Source organism: Camelimonas sp. FR25 (assembly GCF_059740505.1).
This window is the reverse complement of sequence record NZ_JCAWFG010000084.1, coordinates 249,194-268,331: the sequence shown is the minus strand read 5'-3', so window position 1 is coordinate 268,331 and position 19,138 is coordinate 249,194. Positions and strand designations below refer to the sequence as shown.

Annotated in this window: 14 protein-coding genes; 9 read left to right on the top strand and 5 right to left on the bottom strand. The window is 66.0% G+C overall.

Features of this window, described 5'->3' with window-relative positions:
• Positions 1-266 precede the first annotated feature (266 nt).
• Positions 267-737, bottom strand: coding sequence for a MarR family winged helix-turn-helix transcriptional regulator (locus AC6A67_RS12035; protein ID WP_498036787.1), 471 nt, complete (start codon positions 735-737; stop codon positions 267-269).
• A gap of 344 nt (positions 738-1,081) precedes the next feature.
• Between AC6A67_RS12035 and AC6A67_RS12030 the strand changes: the two genes are divergently transcribed.
• On the top strand, positions 1,082-1,486 hold the full coding sequence (locus tag AC6A67_RS12030) for an NADH:ubiquinone oxidoreductase subunit NDUFA12 (RefSeq protein WP_498036786.1): 405 nt from the start codon (positions 1,082-1,084) through the stop codon (positions 1,484-1,486).
• Between the two features lie 302 nt (positions 1,487-1,788).
• On the opposite strand, the gene AC6A67_RS12025 is transcribed toward AC6A67_RS12030, so the two are convergent.
• On the bottom strand, positions 1,789-2,199 hold the full coding sequence (locus tag AC6A67_RS12025) for a PaaI family thioesterase (protein WP_498036785.1): 411 nt from the start codon (positions 2,197-2,199) through the stop codon (positions 1,789-1,791).
• Between the two features lie 536 nt (positions 2,200-2,735).
• Here AC6A67_RS12025 and AC6A67_RS12020 point away from each other — a divergent pair.
• Positions 2,736-3,275: a DUF2155 domain-containing protein gene (locus AC6A67_RS12020; RefSeq protein ID WP_498036784.1), complete on the top strand. Its 540-nt coding sequence runs from the start codon at positions 2,736-2,738 to the stop codon at positions 3,273-3,275.
• 214 nt (positions 3,276-3,489) lie between these two features.
• Here the strand turns inward: AC6A67_RS12020 and mazG are convergent, their stop codons facing one another.
• Entirely contained in the window at positions 3,490-4,368 is an 879-nt protein-coding gene (gene mazG / locus AC6A67_RS12015; protein WP_498036783.1) for a nucleoside triphosphate pyrophosphohydrolase, read from the bottom strand.
• A 234-nt stretch (positions 4,369-4,602) separates the two neighbouring features.
• On the bottom strand, positions 4,603-7,545 hold the full coding sequence (gene uvrA / locus AC6A67_RS12010) for an excinuclease ABC subunit UvrA (RefSeq protein ID WP_498036854.1): 2,943 nt from the start codon (positions 7,543-7,545) through the stop codon (positions 4,603-4,605).
• 1,975 nt (positions 7,546-9,520) lie between these two features.
• Here uvrA and ssb point away from each other — a divergent pair.
• Complete coding sequence (gene ssb / locus AC6A67_RS12005; protein ID WP_498036782.1) at positions 9,521-10,048, top strand: single-stranded DNA-binding protein; 528 nt, start codon at positions 9,521-9,523, stop codon at positions 10,046-10,048.
• Positions 10,049-10,142: 94 nt separating this feature from the next.
• On the opposite strand, the gene AC6A67_RS12000 is transcribed toward ssb, so the two are convergent.
• On the bottom strand, positions 10,143-10,595 hold the full coding sequence (locus AC6A67_RS12000) for a group III truncated hemoglobin (RefSeq protein WP_498036781.1): 453 nt from the start codon (positions 10,593-10,595) through the stop codon (positions 10,143-10,145).
• Positions 10,596-10,963: 368 nt separating this feature from the next.
• Between AC6A67_RS12000 and gyrA the strand changes: the two genes are divergently transcribed.
• From gyrA to AC6A67_RS11970, 6 genes are all read left to right on the top strand, one after another.
• Positions 10,964-13,786, top strand: a complete 2,823-nt coding sequence (gene gyrA / locus AC6A67_RS11995; protein WP_498036780.1) for a DNA gyrase subunit A — start codon at positions 10,964-10,966, stop codon at positions 13,784-13,786.
• Between the two features lie 369 nt (positions 13,787-14,155).
• Entirely contained in the window at positions 14,156-14,488 is a 333-nt protein-coding gene (gene yajC, locus AC6A67_RS11990) for a preprotein translocase subunit YajC (protein WP_498036853.1), read from the top strand.
• Positions 14,489-14,814: 326 nt separating this feature from the next.
• Positions 14,815-16,428 (top strand): protein translocase subunit SecD, encoded by a 1,614-nt coding sequence (gene secD, locus AC6A67_RS11985; RefSeq protein ID WP_498036779.1) that lies wholly within the window; start codon positions 14,815-14,817, stop codon positions 16,426-16,428.
• Between the two features lie 282 nt (positions 16,429-16,710).
• On the top strand, positions 16,711-17,667 hold the full coding sequence (gene secF / locus AC6A67_RS11980; RefSeq protein WP_498036778.1) for a protein translocase subunit SecF: 957 nt from the start codon (positions 16,711-16,713) through the stop codon (positions 17,665-17,667).
• A gap of 8 nt (positions 17,668-17,675) precedes the next feature.
• Positions 17,676-18,050 carry an Mth938-like domain-containing protein gene (locus AC6A67_RS11975; RefSeq protein ID WP_498036777.1) on the top strand — a complete coding sequence of 125 codons (375 nt, stop codon included), beginning with the start codon at positions 17,676-17,678 and terminating at the stop codon, positions 18,048-18,050.
• A gap of 153 nt (positions 18,051-18,203) precedes the next feature.
• Positions 18,204-19,079, top strand: coding sequence for a phytoene/squalene synthase family protein (locus tag AC6A67_RS11970; RefSeq protein ID WP_498036776.1), 876 nt, complete (start codon positions 18,204-18,206; stop codon positions 19,077-19,079).
• Positions 19,080-19,138 lie beyond the last annotated feature (59 nt).

Sequence of the window (19,138 nt, the reverse complement as noted above, 5' to 3'; positions counted from 1 at the left end):
ATGTCTATTGATGGCGCCCGGCGGATCGCCAGGCGCCATCATTAGACTGCCATTGGCCTGCAATGGCGCGCCCTGGCCGGCGAGCGCATCAGGACGTTGCGGCGGGCCCAGCCACCACACCTCCAGGCAGGGCGCGCATTCGGATCAATCAAACGCTGCCGTTTGTTCGAACAACGCTCTGAAGTCGCCAGCTGGGCATCCGGCTGGTCCTGCGCCGGTCCGCGCACTTCTGGCGTGTGGCCAGCGGCTGTTTCAGGGCGACGGCTTCAGGACGATGGCGACCGGAATGTGGCCAGCAATTGCGTCAGGGCGGCGCATTTGTCTTCCCCGCCGAATTCGACATGGCAGGCGCTGTGGTGGCTGTTGATCAGCTGCGTCGCCGCGACCATCAGCTCTTCGCCCTGCGGCGTCAGATGCACTGCATGTGAACGGCGGTCGGTGGCAGAGGGACGGCGCTCCACCAGCTTGCGCTCCTCCAGCTGGTCGAGCAGGCGCACCAGCCGCGCCCGCTCGATGCCGAGCGAAGAGGCGAGGGTGATCTGCGACAGCCCGGGGTTATGCGCTGCGATCACCAGCACGGCATACTGCGCCGGCCGCAGGTCGAGCGGAGCCATCTGCCGGATAAAATCATTGAAAATCCACAGCTGGGCCCGGCGCAGCAAATAACCGAGATCATTGGCGAGTGGGCCGTAGCAAATTGTTGTCGACGACAGTGATTGCAATTCAATATTATTCATATTGGGAGCACTCCCTTCAGAATACCCCCCCCAGTATTCGGCCTAATCTGATGTTTAGTGTGGGAGCTATTATTTCACGGCGGCATAATATGCAAGCCGCGAGGGGATGCTGCGCGCCGTATGTCTGTCCGGCAGCACGGGGCGTTGCTGGAATGCCTCACCTGCTGAGGGGCGCCACGTGCGCAAGCTGGTGAAGCGGCGCGGCGCAGTGGTCGTGACCGGGGCAGCGTCGTTTGCGCGCCGCTGCTGGAGAGGGCGGGGCGGCGCGCCATGCGGTCGTGATCAGGGCTGGACATGGCGCCCGCGCCGGATCATATTCCGCGCGGATTCCAGCCGCCGGGAGTTTGGCCTTGAAGAGATTGCTGCAGCTTGCGTTCACCTGGTGGTCCGGCGCCACTGCGGGGACCCTCCTCACCACCTGGCGCTCCGGCCAGTTCGTCGGCGAGGACGAATTCGGCAACCGTTATTATCGTAAGCCTGGCAAGGATCCGACCATTGGCGTCGAGCGCCGCTGGGTGATTTATAATGGCGAAGCCGATGGATCGGCGGTGCCTCCGGGCTGGAAGGGCTGGCTCAACCAGACCGTGCACGTCGCGCCCAGCGAAGAGAAATACCAGCCGCGCGACTGGCAGAAGGCGCATGAGGCGAACCCGACGGGCTCCGCCGCCGCGCATCGCCCGCAGGGCTCGATCCTGCGCAGCGGCGAGCGTCCGCCGGCCACCGGCGACTACCAGCCCTGGACTCCCTGATGCTGGACTCCCTGATGCCGACGGCCGATGCGCTTGTCGCATCGGCCTTTGCGCGAGCCTGAGCGGCGATTGAGCCACGCAGGCAGCGGATGCGTGAGCAGTTTCGCAGTCTGTTTTAAGCGCAACCCCAGTTGCAGGCGGTTGAGGCCCGGCGACCGGGCGGCCGGCCCACAATGCGTGGCCGCGCCGAAATCTGCTCAATGCTGCGCCAGCCCAGGCGCAGGACCAGGACCATGACCATGCCCAGGCGCAGCTAACCGCGCCTGGCGCCGGCGCCGCCTGTCGGGCGCCAGTGTTTTTCGTTACAGCACCATCTGGGTCTGGGTGACCACCGCCACCAGCTTGCCGGCGCCATTGGTGATGCGCGTCTGCCAGACCTGGGTGCGACGACCGCGATGGATCGGTGTGGTTTCGCCACGAACCGTATCGCCGGCAGGGGCGCCCGCCACGAAATTGGTCTTGCTTTCCAGCGTGGTGGTGCCCTGACCTTCGCGCAGATTGACGACGGTGGCCACTGCGCCAAGCGTGTCCGCGAAGGCCATCACCGCACCGCCATGAATGGTTGGCGGCTCGGTGCAATATTCCGGTCGCACCAGCATTTCGGCGACAATACGCTCAGCCGACGCCTCGATCACACGGATGCCGAGATGTTTACTGAACGGCGGCATGCGCGCGTTAAGCTGGTTGACCAGATCGTTATTTTCGCTGCTCATGCGGCGTCTCCCCTTCATGTCTTTGTGCGGCAGTGGCCGTTGGCGCTTCTTGTACGCGTTGCGACGGCGTCGCCGCCACCCGCAGCGGCGGCGGATGCGTGCATGGTGACCCGGGGCGCGCAGCTGCGCCATGACCTCGGAGGTCATTATGCGCAAATTTGTGCGAGGAAAGGTGGTCGCAGCCACCGCGGCGCAAACACGCGGTGGGCGTCGACGGGCGCGATTGACGCCGACGTTACGCCATTGCAGCTAGTAAGGGGCAATCCACGCTGCGGCCCAACGCAGCGCTGCAGCACATATTTGACGACGCCTCCTGACGTAGCGGCAGTCTCATGGTTGTTCGATCCCGGCAGGGGGGCGGCAAGTCAGCGCCACAAGTCAGGGCTACAAGTCAGGGCTGCCAATCGGCGCTTCGATCTGATGTCGCCGCCTGGCGCGATCTCGCCGTGTTGTAGCAAGGTCTTGCGCCCGAGGCCGAACTGACGCACACGGAACAGGGAGCGGCAGGTCGCGTGCCGGAACCCGAAGAGAGCAGAATGTCGCAGCAGCCTGGTCAATCCGAATGCCACGCCCCACACATCCGCAGCCAGCGAGGCGGCGGGCGCGGTCTGCGGCTGTGGACGGCGCTGGGCGCAGGTTTGGCGCTGGCTACAGGCGTGGTTCTCGGCGCGGGCGCGGCCCGGGCTGAGCCAATCCACAATCCGCTGGCGGTATTCTCCGGCCTCGACAAGATCACGGGCCGCATCATCTCATTCGAAGTGGCGGTGAATGAAACCGTGCAGTTCGGCGCGTTGCAACTGACGCCGCGCATTTGCAACACCCGGCCATCGACCGAGGCGCCCAACACCACCGCCTTCGTGGAGATCTTCGAGATCACCTTCCAGAGCGAGCGCAAGCGGCTATTTGAAGGCTGGATGTTCGCCGCAAGTCCTGGCCTGCACGGGGTGGAGCACCCGGTCTATGACGTGTGGCTGACGGCTTGCAAGGGCGGGACGGAACCTGCGCCGCCAGCGCGGCTGGAGGAGAGCGAGCCCGCGCCCGAGCCGCCGCCGCCACGCCGTAACCGCCAACGCTAGGCGAGCCCACGCGCCCTGAACTGCTCGCGGGCGGGCGAGGTTTGCGGCCCTGCAAAAAGTCCCGCCTACACGGCGATGTGACTGGCTGCGCGGCCGACGCTGGCGCCATTGGCGCCGTCAAGTCAGCCAGCCTTTGACGCGGTGATCGTCTGCGTGCCGGCCAGGGTCTGAATTTCAGCCCTAGCCTCAGCCTTTGTCTGGCTATTGCGCTTCGTCACTCTGTTGGCAAGGTTTTGGCCGCCTGCCACAGCGCTTCCATTTCGTCGAGATCAAGATCTGCCAGCGGACGCCCCAGCCGTTGCGCGCTGTCTTCAATATGGTTGAATCTGCGGCTGAATTTGTCATTCGTGGCGGCGAGGGTGCGCTCCGGGTCGACGCCGACGTGCCGCGCCAGATTGACCAGGGCGAACAGCGCGTCGCCGATCTCACCCTCCAGCTCGGTGCGGGCATTTTCATGCGACGGCGTGTCGGCTTCAGTTGAGAGATAGGTCGCAAGCTGTTCTTTCACCTCGATGATTTCTTCATCGATCTTGTCGGTGACCTGGGTCGCGTCAGGCCAGTCAAAGCCCACCGTCGCCGCCTGGCGTTGCAGACGCAGGGCGCGGGCCAGCGGCGGCAGCCCGGCGGGGACCTGGGCCAGCAGCCGGGAATCGTCATCAGCGAGGCCCGCCGCCAGGCGTCGCTGACGGCGCGCCGCTTTCTCCTCCGCCTTGATGCGGCTCCAGCTGCCGCGGATCGCCTCTGGCGTGCGCGCCACGGCGTCGCCGAACACATGCGGATGGCGGCGGATCATCTTGGCGGTGATCGCCTCCACCACGTCAGGGAAGGCGAACGCCCCCTGTTCCTCGGCCATGCGGGCGTGAAACACCACCTGCAGCAACACATCGCCAAGCTCATCGCGCAAATCGTCCATGTCATTGCGGGCGATGGCGTCGGCGACCTCATAGGCCTCTTCGATGGCATAGGGCGCGATGCTGCGGAAATCCTGGGCGACATCCCAGGCGCAGCCACGCTTAGGGTCGCGCAGGCGGGCCATGATGGCCAGCAGGGCCTCGATATCCCGGCCAACCCGCGCCGCGTCGTCAGAGGTCATCGCGCTTCCCCGTCATCGTCATATCACCGCCGCACGCGGTCTCAGCCTGGGCGCTGAACTGGAAATGCATCCGCCGCAGGCAAAGCGCAACCGCCGCGCGGGCGTGCCCAGAACCTGATGACACTTGCGCATCGGTCTCGGGCCAGTCGTCGTCAGCCAGCGCGCCGTCCTCATTCAGCGGCCCTGGCTGGCGTTATGGCGCAGCCTGGGCGTGTGGCGCAATCGCGCGCCCGCTCAGACGCGCCCGCGCCGCCGCTGCGGACGGGCCGCCGCCTCGCGCTTGATGGGCCGGCGCGCCAGCACCTCGGCAAGGAAACGGCCGGTGTGGCTGCGGGGATTGCCGGCGATATCCTCGGGCGTGCCCTCGGCGACGAAGGTCCCGCCGCCCTCGCCGCCCTCTGGCCCCAGATCCAGCACCCAGTCGGCGGTCTTGATCACCTCGAGATTGTGCTCGATGACGATGACCGTATTGCCCTGGTCAACCAGCTCGTGCAGCACCTCCAGCAGCTTGGCGACGTCGTGGAAGTGCAGGCCGGTGGTCGGCTCGTCGAGAATATACAGCGTGCGGCCGGTGGCGCGGCGCGACAGCTCCTTCGACAGCTTCACGCGCTGGGCCTCGCCGCCCGACAGCGTCGTCGCCTGCTGGCCGACCTTGACGTAGCCGAGGCCAACCCGCGACAGGGTCTCCATGCGGTCCCGGATCGACGGCACCGCGTGGAACAGGGTCGCCGCCTCATCCACCGTCAGGTCGAGCACGTCGGCGATCGAGCGCTCGCGATATTTCACCTCCAGCGTCTCGCGATCGTAGCGTTTGCCCTTGCACACGTCGCAGGTGACGTAGACGTCCGGCAGGAAGTGCATCTCGATCTTGATGACGCCGTCGCCCTGGCAGGCCTCGCAGCGGCCGCCCTTGACGTTGAAGGAGAAGCGGCCTGGCTGGTAGCCGCGCGCCTTGGCTTCAGGCAGGCCGGCGAACCAGTCGCGGATCGGCGTGAAGGCGCCGGTATAGGTGGCGGGGTTGGAGCGTGGCGTGCGGCCGATCGGCGACTGGTCGATGTCGATGACCTTGTCGAGATACTCCAGCCCCTCGATGCGGTCGAACGGCGCCGGATGCTCGAGCGCGCCATTCAGCCGGCGCGCCACGGCGCGATACAATGTGTCGATGATCAGCGTCGACTTGCCGCCGCCCGAGACGCCGGTGACCGCCGTGAACGTGCCCATCGGGATGGTTGCGGTGACATGTTTGAGATTGTTGCCGCTGGCGCCGATCAGCTTCAGCTCGCGCCCCTTGCTTGCGACGCGGCGCTTCGCAGGCACAGGCACCGACATCTTGCCTGAGAGATACTGTCCGGTGAGCGAATTGGCGTCGGCGAGAATGTGGGCCGGCGTGCCTTCGGAGACAATTTCGCCGCCATGCACGCCGGCGCCTGGGCCAACGTCGACCACATGGTCAGCCTGCAGGATGGCGTCCTCGTCATGCTCGACGACGATCACCGAATTGCCGAGATCGCGCAGGCGCTTCAAGGTCTGCAACAGCCGCTCATTGTCGCGCTGGTGCAGACCGATGGATGGCTCATCGAGCACATACAGCACGCCGGTCAGGCCCGAGCCGATCTGCGAGGCGAGGCGAATACGCTGGCTTTCGCCGCCGGACAGGGTGCCGGAGGCGCGGGCGAGGGTCAGATAATCCAGTCCGACATCGAGCAGGAATGACAGCCGGTCGACGATCTCCTTGAGGATGCGGCGGGCGATCTCATTGTGCTTGTCGTCGAGGTGCTGCGGCAAATCAGCGAACCAGTCGCGGGCGGCGGCCACCGACATGGCGGTGGCATGGCCGATGTGATTGTCGTTGATCTTCACCGCCAGCGCCTCGGGCTTCAGGCGGAAGCCGCCACAGGCGGGGCAGGGCGTCTCGGCCATGAAGCGCGAAATCTCCTCGCGCACCAGATCGCTGTCGGTCTCGCGATAGCGCCGCTCAAGATTGGTGATGACGCCCTCGAAGGGCTTCTGCACCTCATAGGCGCGGACCCCGTCATTATAGGCGATGCGCACCTTCTGGCCGCCCGTGCCGAACAGGATCACCGCCTGATGGGCGGCGTCGAGCTTTGCCCAAGGCGTCTTCAGCTCGAAGCCAAAATGCGCCGCCAGCGCCGCCAGGGTCTGGGCGTAATAGGGCGAGCTGGACTTGGCCCAGGGCGCAATGGCCCCCCTGGCCAGCGACAGGTTGTGATCGGGTACCACCAGCTCGGCGGACACCTGCTTCTGCGCGCCAAGGCCGTCGCAGGTCGGGCAGGCGCCGAAGGGATTGTTGAACGAGAACAGCCGCGGCTCGATCTCGGGGATGGTGAAGCCAGACACCGGGCAGGCGAATTTTTGCGAGAACACGATGCGGCGGGGCGCGGCGCCATCCTCGGGCGCATCGGCGAATTCAATGATGGCGATGCCATCGGCCAGCTCAAGCGCGGTCTCGAAGCTGTCGGCCAGGCGGGCGGCCATGTCGGGCCGCACCACGATGCGGTCCACGACCACGTCGATGTCGTGCTTGAGCTTCTTGTCGAGCGTCGGGGTGTCGTCGATCTCGTAATAGGCGCCGTCGATCTTCAGGCGCTGGAAACCCCGGCGCTGGAAATCAGCGATCTCCTTGCGATACTCGCCCTTGCGGCCGCGCACCACCGGCGCCAACAGGAACAGGCGGCTGCGCTCCGGCAGGGCCAGCACCTTGTCAACCATCTGGCTGACGGTCTGGCTCTCGATCGGCAGTCCCGTGGCCGGCGAATAAGGCACGCCCACCCGCGCCCACAACAGGCGCATGTAATCGTAAATTTCGGTGACGGTGCCGACGGTAGAGCGTGGGTTCTTCGACGTGGTCTTCTGCTCAATCGAGATGGCGGGCGACAGGCCGTCGATCTGGTCGACGTCCGGCTTCTGCATCATCTCGAGAAACTGGCGCGCGTAAGCGGACAGCGATTCCACGTAGCGCCGCTGCCCCTCCGCATAGATGGTGTCGAAGGCCAGCGACGATTTGCCGGAGCCGGAGAGGCCGGTGAAAACCACCAGGCTGTCGCGCGGGATGGTCAGATCGACGTTCTTCAGATTGTGCTCGCGGGCGCCGCGGATGCTGATGACGCGGCGATCCAGGGCGGCCTTTGCCCGCCGCAGGTGGGCGGCCTCATCCATGTCTTCAGGCGCCAGCAGGGGCGCAGAGGCATCCGTCGCAGCGTCAGCCTCCGCCGCGTCGACCTTGCGCCGCGCGGGGCCAGCACCGCCGCTCTTGCGCGCGCCTGGCTTGACTGCACTCACTTTGCCCGCGCCTGCTTTGCCAGAGCTCGCCTTGTCAGCGCCGGTCTTGCTCGCGCCCGCTTTGCCGCCCGCGCCCTGCGCCGCGCCGTCAAACATGTCGTCCAGAGAAGCCATTGTCGCTCGCCGTATCCCACATTATCGCGGCGGTCGGCGTCGGCCTTGCGGCGCGGCGCATCTCGTCGCCTGTTTCCTGAGCATGATGCGCACAAGCAGATGTCGCTGATGCACAGCCAATCAAGCCACCAGTCATAGCCACAGCGCGCTATGCGCCAGTCCGCTACGCCACACTGCAGTGCGCCAACACGAACCCGTCGTGCGCAGAGGGGCCCAATTAGCGGCCCCTGGGGTTAGCGCATCGCAGCGCCCGTCGGGCGAATGCCCGGGCGCCCGCATGCCGCCAAGGCCGCGCCATCAGGCGCAGGGCGCCTGTGACCTATCTCAAGGCAGCAAAACCTCGCGTAAGCATCACCGCTTATGCGCCAGGCCCAACGCCAGTCGCCAGTCGCCAGTCGCTAGCCAGCCCAAAGCGAGCCAGGACCAAGCGAGCCAGGACCAAGTCAGCCAGTCCATAGCCCGCCTGGACTTGGCTAAGTCACTATCGTCCAGCGCCGCCCGGTCGTGATCTGGCCCGACAAGGCGCCGGTCGCACTGCCAGCGCTAGCCCAATGGCGTTTGTGCGCGCGACTGAACCTGCCGAGCCACCCCAGGCTGATCCACGCACGCAGACATAATGCTGATGCGGCAAAAGCCAAGCAGCGCCGGCAGCATTGCGCGTCGCCCTCGTCATCAATTCGCCGCGCGCAGGGGGGGAAACCCGCGCAGAGCAACACCTTCTACAGGGCCAGAATCCACATCTTCGTCGAAGTGTAGCTACGGAACTGAACGCGCCGTACCCTGCGACAACGCTTCCGCCGGCCGTTGACGCCCTCACGTCACGCCACAACGGCTGCGTTCGATTGCGCCATCGCCAGCGCTGTGGTCACGGCGCGAGCGTCGACGCCTGGCCTTGCGCTGTGACGCCCGGCGCCAGGCAACGCAGCAAACAACTCCCCGGCCATGAATACGATGCTCCGGCGCCGCCGGATGTTTGGCGGCGCTGAAAACCAGGCGACTGAACGCCCGCCTGGGCCAGACCGGCGCCCGACAGCGCGGGAGGCCAGTGGCCCCCAACCGTCACGCACTCCTGGTCTGCGTTCGGGGAGCTCAATCGCCCCGATCAGGGGATCGGGACCGCAATCCACGTCCGCCGTCGCCCAAATGATGGGTGGCTGCCCATCGAGACAAAGCCACGCCAGCTCCTGTCGTCAGCGCCTGTGTCCCCCCCACCGGCGCCGCGTTCTGTCGCCTCCCGAATATGATGCTCGCAACACGCCGGGCCTATCCACATCACCGTTTCACTCGCTAGAACAAATATAGAACATTAATTGCATCAAGCGCAAGTCACATCGAGCGCTAACACGTTGATCAGGCAGCCGGCGGACAGGGCCAGCCGCACTGGCGCCAGCTGTCTTACGATGATTGGGCGGGGCTCAACGATGGCGCCGCCGAGTCTCCGGGGTGCGCAGACCATTTCTGGCATGCCGGTGTTTTGGGTCGCTGGCGCGGTTGGCGCTGATGTTCGGGGAGTTTTCAACCGCGCTGCGCCTGCGTGATTGCGGCTGCAGTGGCGCCAGCGCGCGATCGCGTTAGAGTGGGCGGAGACTGGCCCCAGGCGAGCAGCGTCTGGCTGTCCGCCGACCTGGCTACAGGGTGCTTTGGGGCCCGATGGATATATGCGGCTGGCCCGCGTGCGACGCGCCTGATGCGCGTTGCGGCGCGTGCAGCGGCCGCTGGCTACAAGAAGGAGGGCCGCATGGCCGGTAGCGTCAACAAGGTGATTCTCGTCGGCAATCTTGGGCGCGACCCGGAGACCCGGCGCATGCCCTCCGGCGAGCCGGTGGTTAACCTGCGCGTCGCCACCTCCGAGACCTGGCGCGACAAGAACAGCGGCGAGCGCCGCGAGCGCACCGAATGGCACGCGGTCGTGATCTTCAACGAGAATCTGGCCAAGGTTGCGGAGCAGTATCTGCGCAAGGGCTCCAAGGTCTATCTCGAGGGCCAGTTGCAGACGCGCAAATGGACCGACCAGCAGGGCCAGGAGCGCTACACCACAGAGGTCGTCCTCCAGCGCTTCCGTGGCGAGCTGACCATTCTCGACAGCCGCGGCTCGGGCGGCGGTGACTTCCCTGACGAGGGTGGTGGACGCGCCATCGGTGGCGGCGGCGGCGGCGGTGGTCGGGGCGGCGATTTTGGCCGGTCCTCGCCCATGGATCGGCCGTCTGACCGCTCCGGCGGCTTCGGCGGCGGCAGCGGCGGCCTCGACGACGATATCCCGTTCTGAGCTGTCGCTTGCCAACGGCGGCGCCCAGCCTCGCGCAGGGGCGTCGCCGGTACATACACCGGTGACTGGCCGCTGAGACGGCTCTCTACAGAGACTACTGGCCGCCGCGCGCTGGCGGTGGGTTAGGTATGCGCTCATACAGCGCGAATTGCAGGCTACGCGCGATCATTTCGGCCCGCTCGATCAGCAGCCTGGCGTCTTGCGGCGCGAACATCGCCTGCACGCTCTGCCGCCACAGCGACAGCCAGCGCACGAACAGTTCCGGCGTAATACGGTGACGGTGTTTGAAATGCGCCGGCACAGGGCGACCGTGATAGCTGCGTGTTCCCAGCATGGTCGAACACCAGAAGTCAGTCAGCGTCTGCAGGTGTTCCGGCCAATGCGCCACGGCGTCATTGAACACCGGCCTTAGCTCCGGATCGCGGCGCACCCGCGCATAAAAGGCGTCGACCAGCCGCCGCAGGCTGTCGGCGTCGATGGCCACTGGCGGCGCCCAGGCTGAGGTGTCCGCCTCAGGCGGCGTCTGGGGTGGGGGCGCTTCAGTCATGGTCGATCCCCTTCCGTGCAGGCTTCGGGCGCTGGCTTGCCTCTGATATGGTCTTGCGCCATGCCCGCGTCAAAGGCCCGTCATAGCCCATGCGCCTGCAACGCATGATGCTTACGCCACGGCGTCTTGATGTCGGCAACGCCCTGTCTGATGCGAGATCCATCGCATGGCGGGCGGCGATCATCCACTGTCCCGCTGCACACAGCCCTCCATGGCGTCCCAAGGGTAGCGCCATCGCCGCGCGTTGTGGCGATTGATTCCCCTGCGTTCCTATCGGCTTGCGCCGCCGGGAGCAGGATTGGCTATTGTCAGCTGAATCGGGTAAAGCGGGGGCTTATTGTTCAGGATCGGCAGGATCGGAAAGCACCTTGGCGGAAGACGACCAGCAGGGCCCCGGAGCACCGGACGAGCTCCCCGGAAGTGACATCAAGGCGGTTTCGCTGACAGACGAGATGCGCCGCTCGTATCTCGATTACGCCATGAGCGTGATCGTGTCGCGCGCCCTCCCGGATGTCCGCGATGGCCTCAAGCCCGTGCACCGACGCATCCTGTTCTCGATGCACGAGAGCAATTATCTGCCGGACCGGCCCTATAACAAATCGGCCCGCGTCACCGGCGATACGATGGGTAAATACCATCCGCACAGCGGCCCGGCGATTTATGACGCGCTGGTGCGTCTGGCGCAGAACTTCTCGCTGCGACTGCCGTTGGTTGATGGTCAGGGCAATTTCGGCTCGATCGACGGCGATCCGGCGGCGGCCGAGCGCTACACCGAGGTGCGCCTGGCGCGCCCCGCCGTGTCGCTGCTCGACGACCTCGACAAGAACACCATCGACTTCCAGCCGAACTACGACGGCCGTGAGAAGGAGCCGGTGGTTCTGCCGGCCAAATTCCCCAATCTGCTGGTCAATGGCGCCGGCGGCATCGCCGTGGGCATGGCCACCAATATCCCGCCGCACAATCTGGGCGAGGTCATCGATGGCTGTCTCGCCTATATTCGTGACCCGGAGCTGACGATTGATGATCTCATCGAGATCATCCCTGGCCCCGATTTCCCGACTGGCGCCGCCATTCTCGGGCGCGCCGGCATCCGCTCGGCCTATCACACCGGTCGCGGCTCGATCATCATGCGCGGCGTCTGCGAGGTCGAGGAGATCCGCAAGGACCGTGAAGCCATTGTCTTCACCGAGATTCCCTATCAGCTGAACAAGGCGACGCTGATCGAGAAAATCGCCGAGCTGGTGCGCGACAAGAAGCTGGAAGGCATTTCCGATCTGCGCGACGAATCGGATCGTGACGGCATGCGCGTCGTCATCGAGCTGAAGCGCGACGCGGTGGCTGAGGTGGTGAAGAACCAGCTGTTCCGCTACACGCCGCTGCAATCGACCTTCGGCGCCAATCTGGTGGCGCTGAACGGCGGTCGCCCGGAGACCATGAACCTCAAGGACATGATCAGCGCCTTCGTTGATTTCCGTGAGGAAGTGGTCTCGCGTCGCACCAAATTCCTGCTCAACAAGGTGCGCGACAGGGCGCATGTGTTGGTGGGTCTCGGCATCGCCGTCGCCAATATCGATGAGGTGATCCACCTCATTCGCACCGCGCCCGATCCGAACGCCGCCCGCGAGGCGCTGATGACCCGCCGCTGGCCGGCCATGGACATGGCGCCGCTGATCGCGTTGATCGATGATCCGCGCCACCGGCTTGAGGACGACAACACCTATCTGCTGTCGGAAGCCCAGGCCCGCGCCATTCTTGAGCTGCGCCTGCAGCGCCTGACCGCGCTTGGTCGCGACGAGATCGGCGACGAACTCAAGACCATCGCTTCGGAAATCGCCGAGTATCTGGCCATCCTGTCGTCGCGCGAGCGCATCATGGAGATCGTCTCCAATGAGCTGATCGAGGCGAAGACGGCCTTCGCCACGCCGCGCCGCACCCGCATCGACGATTGGGCGTCGGATGTGGATGACGAGGATCTGATCCAGCGCGAGGATATGGTCGTCACCGTGTCGCACGCCGGCTACATCAAGCGCGTGCCGCTTTCGACCTATCGGGCGCAGCGCCGTGGCGGCAAGGGCCGCGCCGGTATGAACACCCGCGAGGAAGATTTCGTCACCCGCCTGTTCGTCGCCTCGACCCATGCGCCGATCCTGTTCTTCTCGTCGCGCGGTCAGGTGTACCGCGAGAAGGTCTGGCGCCTGCCGCTGGCGCCGCCGCAGGGGCGTGGCAAGGCGCTGATCAACATGCTGCCGCTGCAGGAAGGCGAGCGCATCACCACCATCATGCCGCTGCCTGAGGATGAGGCGAGCTGGGCCGAGCTCGACGTGATGTTCGGCACGGTGAGCGGCAATGTTCGCCGCAACAAGCTGTCGGATTTCACCAATGTGAACCGCGCCGGCAAGATCGCCATGAAGCTCGATGACGGCGACGCCATCGTCGGGGTGCAAACCTGCACTGAGGCCGACGACGTGCTGCTGACGACGGCGGAGGGCCAGTGCATCCGCTTCCCGGTGCCTGAGGTGCGCGTGTTCAAGGGCCGCGATTCCACCGGCGTGCGCGGCGTCAATCTGGCCGAAGGCGACCGGGTGATCTCGATGGCGGTGTTGCGCCACATCGACGTCACCGCCGATGAGCGCAGCCTGTATCTGAAGCAGGCGGGCGCCGCGCGCCGCGCTGCGACGGGCGATCAGGATGAGGCCGCTGATGCGGTGGAGCTGGAGGCTGAGGCCGAAGCCGTCGATGGCGGCCTGACGCCGGAGCGCTACGCTGAACTTGGCGGCGGCGAGCAATTTGTGCTCACCGTGTCCGAAAACGGCTATGGCAAGCGCACCTCGGCCTATGAGTACCGGGTCACCGGGCGCGGCGGCAAGGGCATCGTCGCCATGGCGGTCAATGACCGCAATGGCCCCCTTGTCGACAGCTTCCCGGTGGAGGATTCGGACCAGCTGATGCTGGTGACGGATGGCGGCCAGCTGATCCGCGTGCCGGTGGATGGCATCCGCATCGTCGGTCGCTCCAGCCAGGGCGTGATTGTCTTCAATACCGCCGATGGCGAGCGCGTAGTGTCGATCGAGCGTATCACCGACGACGGCGAAGGCGCCGAAATCGACAACGGCGCTGGCGATGCTGGTGCAAATGATGGCGGCGCAAATGATGGCGGCGCAAGTGATGACGGTCCCGCCGATCCGGCGTAACCGCGCCAATCGTTCGTGGCGCGCCCGGCAGGTCTTGAGCCTGCGGGGCGCGCGGCTCTAGCGGCGTGAGCCGCGCGACGCCGCCAGTCGTCGCTCACCCGGGTCCGGTCGTATGGCCGGTCAGGGCAGGGGGATGGGACGGGCGGTGACGAGGCTTGCAGGCTCAGGGGGGCGCTGACGCCAGAATGGGCGCAAGCGCCGTCTGGCGCGGGATTTGCGTCAGGCAGTTGCGCCAGCATCGTTGCCTTCCGGCTTCGGGTCGCTATATTCCCGCCAGACTGAACGTCAGAACTGTAACATGGCCGTCGTCAGGCGTGGCGTCCGGCGCCGCCCAGGCCCCTTCTTCTTTCGTGGAGATTTTCTCACGTGATCATTTCACCTGCATTCGCCCAGTCGGCTGGCGCGGCTCCCGGCGGCGCCGACATGATGCTGCAGTTCCTGCCGTTCATCCTGATCTTCGTGATCATGTATTTCCTGATCCTGCGCCCGCAGCAGCGCCGCGCCAAGGCGCACCAGGAACTGATCAAGAACGTGCGCCGCGGCGACACGGTGATCACTTCTGGCGGCCTGATCGGCAAGGTGACCAAGGTCGCTGACGACGCCCCGGAAATCGAGGTCGAGATCGCCGACAACGTCCGCGTGCGTATCGTTCGCACCATGATCACCGAAGTGCGCAGCAAGGCGGAGCCGGTCAAGGCCTGACCCGCGCCATCGCGCTCGCGGTCCGCCCTGGCGGGCCGATTTGCCTGGGTCCTTGTGGCCCATTTCTGTAGCGACGGCCGCCGAAGCCGCTGCGCCGCGAGGCGGAGCGCTTTGCGTGGCCTGGCAGGCGACGTTCGGGGGCGGAGCGGCGCGGGCGCAGACAGCGCCCGGCGACCTCGGCCTCGCGGCGCAGGGCGCATCTGGTCGGGCTGGATTGATCTCGCCTGGCCGGGGGCTCCTGGGCCGCCATCGTGCAAGACCGCAGACTGTCCGGCGGGGCCAGCCCCCCGGAAACAGCAGCCCAGACCGTGGAAAGCTCCTGATCGATGCTTCGCTATTCGACTGGCAAGATCGTCGCCATCATCCTGTTGACCGTGCTCGGCTTCGTTTACGCCGCGCCGAATTTGATGTCGCCGGCGACCCGCGCGGCGATCGAAAACAGCGCGCCGTCGTGGTTCCCGGCCTGGCTGCTGCCGCACAAGGCCATCGTGCTTGGCCTCGATCTGCAGGGCGGCTCGCATGTGCTGCTCGAAGTTGATTCCAACGATCTGATCCGCACCCAGGTGGCGACCCTGCGCGATGACGTGCGCCGGGTGTTGCGTGACAACAAGGTCACCCCCCAGGGCGGTATCTCGGTGCTGCCGCGCGGCGTGCAGATCCGCTTCGCCGACGCCGCCGAGCGCGACAAGGCGCTGCCACGGCTGCGCGAGCTGTCGCAGCCGATCGGCAATTCCCTGCTCGGTACTGGCGGCGCCCAGACCCTTGATTTCGTCACCACGCCGGAAGGCGCGCTGCAGATCACGCTGTCGGAAGCAGGCCTGCGCGACCGCGTCAGCCGCGCCATCAACCAGGCCATTGAAGTGCTGCGCCGCCGCGTCGACGCGCTGGGCACCACTGAGCCGAATATCCAGCGCCAGGGCGCCGACCGTATTCTGGTGCAGGTGCCGGGCCTGCAGGATCCGCAGCGCCTGAAGGATCTGCTCGGCAAGACCGCCAAGCTGCAGTTCCGGTTCGTTGCCGAAGGCGGCGGCGCGCGCGGCGAGGTCGACATGCTGCCGTCGCGCGATGCTGGCGGCGCGCTGACCCCGGTCGAAAAGCGGGTGATCGTGGAGGGCGAAGACCTGGTCGACGCCCAGCCGTCGTTCGACCAGCGCACCTCGGAGCCGATCGTCAATTTCCGCTTCAACATGAAGGGCGCCCAGCGCTTCGGCCAGGCGACCACCGAGAATGTTGGCCGGCCGCTGGCCATTGTGCTCGACAATGAGATCGTCTCGGCGCCGCGCATCATCAATCCGATCACCGGCGGCTCCGGCCAGATCTCCGGCCGCTTCACGGTTGAGCAGGCCAATGATTTGGCCCTGCTGCTGCGCGCCGGCGCCTTGCCGGCCAAGCTGACCGTGGTGGAAGAGCGGACAGTCGGCCCGGGTCTAGGTAAGGATTCAATCGACGCTGGTCTCAAGGCCACCTATGTGGCGGCGATCTTCGTCGTGCTGTTCATGTTCGTGACCTACGGTCTGTTCGGTCTGTTCGCCAATATCGCGCTGATCGTGCACGTGGTGTTCATTCTGGCGCTGATGTCCTTGCTCGGCGCGACCATGACGCTGCCTGGCATCGCCGGCATCGTGCTGACCATCGGCACCGCCGTCGACTCCAACGTGCTGATCTATGAGCGCATCCGCGAGGAGGTGAAGGCGGGTCGGTCGATCATATCGGCCATCGACGCCGGCTTTACCCGCGCCTTCGCCACCATCTTCGACTCAAACAGCACCATGGGCATCGCCGCTGTCATCCTGTTCCTGCTCGGCACGGGTCCGGTGCGCGGCTTCGCTGTGGTGTTCATTCTCGGTATTCTGACGACGGTGATCACCGCCGTGACCATGACGCGCATGATGATCGCGCTGTGGTACCGCATCGCCCGTCCGAAGACCCTGCCGTTCTGAATCTGGACGCCTCGCCACACGGCGAGGCGGTCTGTCCTGGCTGGCTGATCGCGCCCCTGGCGCATCTCGTCCGGCCCCATCGCCTGGCTGGAAGCGGGGCCCTTTGCGGGGCCCGGCCTCTGGGGGAGGCAGTCCTGTCGCACAGCTTCAGGATCTGGCTCCAGCGTCCTGAATTGACGTGTTATTCTGGCGTTGACCACATGGGGCGCCGCAATAGCGCTTTATCTTTGGTTCCGGCGAGTTCACCGCCGCGTCCGGAACGCCGTGAAAGGGCCACCGATCGTGCGTTTGCTCCGTATCGTTCCTGACAACACCCGGTTCAAATTTGTCGGGCGCCGGGTGTTCAGCTTCCCGTTTTCGGCGGCGATCTCGGTCATCACGGCCGTGCTGTTGCTGACGTGGGGGTTGCACTTCGGCATCGACTTCACCGGCGGCACGCTGATCGAATTGCAGGCGCGCAATGGCCAGGCCCAGGTGGCCCAGGTGCGACAGGGCGCCAACGCCATCAGCGTCGGCGAGGTTGAGGTGCAGGAGTTCGGCACGGGCGGCGTGTCGCTGCGCATCCCGGTGCAGCCTGGTGGCGAAGCGGCCCAGGGCGAGGTGGTGCAGAAGGCTCGCGCGGCGTTCGAGAAGGACTTTGAGTTCCGTCGCGTCGAGTCGGTTGGCCCGCGCGTCTCGGGCGAGCTGGTGCAGTCGGGCACGCTCGGCGTCGTGCTGTCGATCTTCGCTGTGCTGGCCTATCTGTGGTTCCGCTTTGAGCTACAATTCGCCATTGGCGCGATCATCGGCACCATGCACGACATCGTGCTCACCGTCGGCTTCTTCGTCATCACCCAGATCGAGTTCAATATGACCTCGATCGCGGCCATCCTGACCATCGTCGGCTATTCGCTGAACGAGACCGTGGTGGTGTTCGACCGTACCCGCGAACTGATGCGGCGCTACAAGACCATGCCGCTCGATGAGCTGCTTGATCTGTCGATCAACACCACCCTGTCGCGCACCGCCATGACGGCGACCACCACGGCGCTGTCGCTGCTGGCGCTGGTGCTGTTCGGCGGCGACGCCATTCGTGACTTCGCCGTGGTGATGCTGTTCGGCGTGGTGATCTGCACCTATTCCGCCATGTATGTCTCGACCCCGGCGCTGCTGTATCTGAACGTGCGCAACGCCCAGAACGCCCGCGACACCACCGAGGCCGAGGACGCCGCCGCCATCGCCAACGCCAGGAAGACCTGAGCCGCGCCATGAGCGAGGAACGCTTTCTGCGCGGCCATTACGAGCTGGACGCCTATGGCAATGGCGGCTTTCGCTTCGGCGGCATGTCGCATCGCGGCTCGGTGCTGATGCTGCCCTCTGGTGTGCGGGCCTGGCCGGTGACGTCGCTCGCAGAGCTGACGTTGGCGTCGCTGGCCCCGGCGCTGGCTGAGGCGGCGGAGATCGATCTGCTGCTGATCGGTACGGGCGAGCAATTGGCGCCGCCCGAAGCGGAACTGATCGCGGCGTTGCGGGCAGGCGGCCTACGCATCGATGTGATGAGCACGTCGACAGCGGCGCGGACCTATAATTTTCTGGTCTCCGAAGGTCGCAAGGCCGCTGCAGCCCTGATCGCCGTGCCCTGAGCCGGTATCCGCAGCGGCTGGCATCCGTCGTCTGTCGCGACCATGGCGCGCGTGAGGCTGGTCGCGGTAAGCCGCATTGGCGCCTGCAGCATCGCCCTGATGTGCGACCATGCCTGCCGAACCAGCCAAACCTGAATTGAAGAGCTATGTCTGATGGCGGATGACAGCGACGCAGGGGCTCTCGCCAGCGCCTTCCAGCATTGCCAGGAGGTGACGCGCGCCGGCGAGCGTGACCGCTATCTGGCGACGCTGCTGGCGCCCGAGGCGGCGCAGCCCGGCCTGTTCGCGCTCTACGCCTTTGCCCATGAGACAGCGCGGATTCGCGAGGCGGTGAAGCAGGCGCTGGCCGGTGAGATACGCCTGCAATGGTGGCGCGACGTCATCATGGGCGAGGGCCAGGGCGATGTCAGCGCCAATCCGGTGGCGGCGGCGCTGCTGCACGTCATCAACCGCTACCGCCTGCCGCAGCAGGCGTTTATCGATCTGCTCGATGCCCGCACCTTCGATCTCTATGAGGACCCGATGCCGTCGGTGGCGGCGCTGGAGGGCTATTGCGGCGAGACCTCATCAGTGCTGCTGCGCCTCGCCAGCCTGATCATCGCCGATGGCGCCGATAGCGGCGGTGGCGATGCCCCAGGCCATGGCGGCGTGGCCTTGGCCTTCGCCGGGCTGCTGCGCGGCCTGCCATGGAGCGCGCGGCTGGGGCAGGTGTTTGTGCCGACAGAGGTGCTGCAGCGCCACGGCGCCAGCCGGGACGATGTCGTCGCCGGACGCGACACGCCGCAGCTGCGCGCGGCGCTGGACGAGCTCAACGCGCTGGCTGTTGGCCATTACCGGAAATTTGTCGCCGCTCTGCCGGGCAGCCCCAAAGCGGTGCACAGCGCCTTTTTGCCGGTGGCCACGACGCCGCTGTATCTGGCGCGGCTGCGGGGCGCCGCATGGCGGCCGTTCATTGACGTGGTGGAGCCGCCGCAATGGCGGCGACAATGGCGGATGTGGCGCGCCGCGCGCGGCGCCTGGGGCAAATAGGCCGCCCGCCCATCGTGCCGCGCATCCTGAGCACGATCAGATGGGCTGGGGGGCTTAGA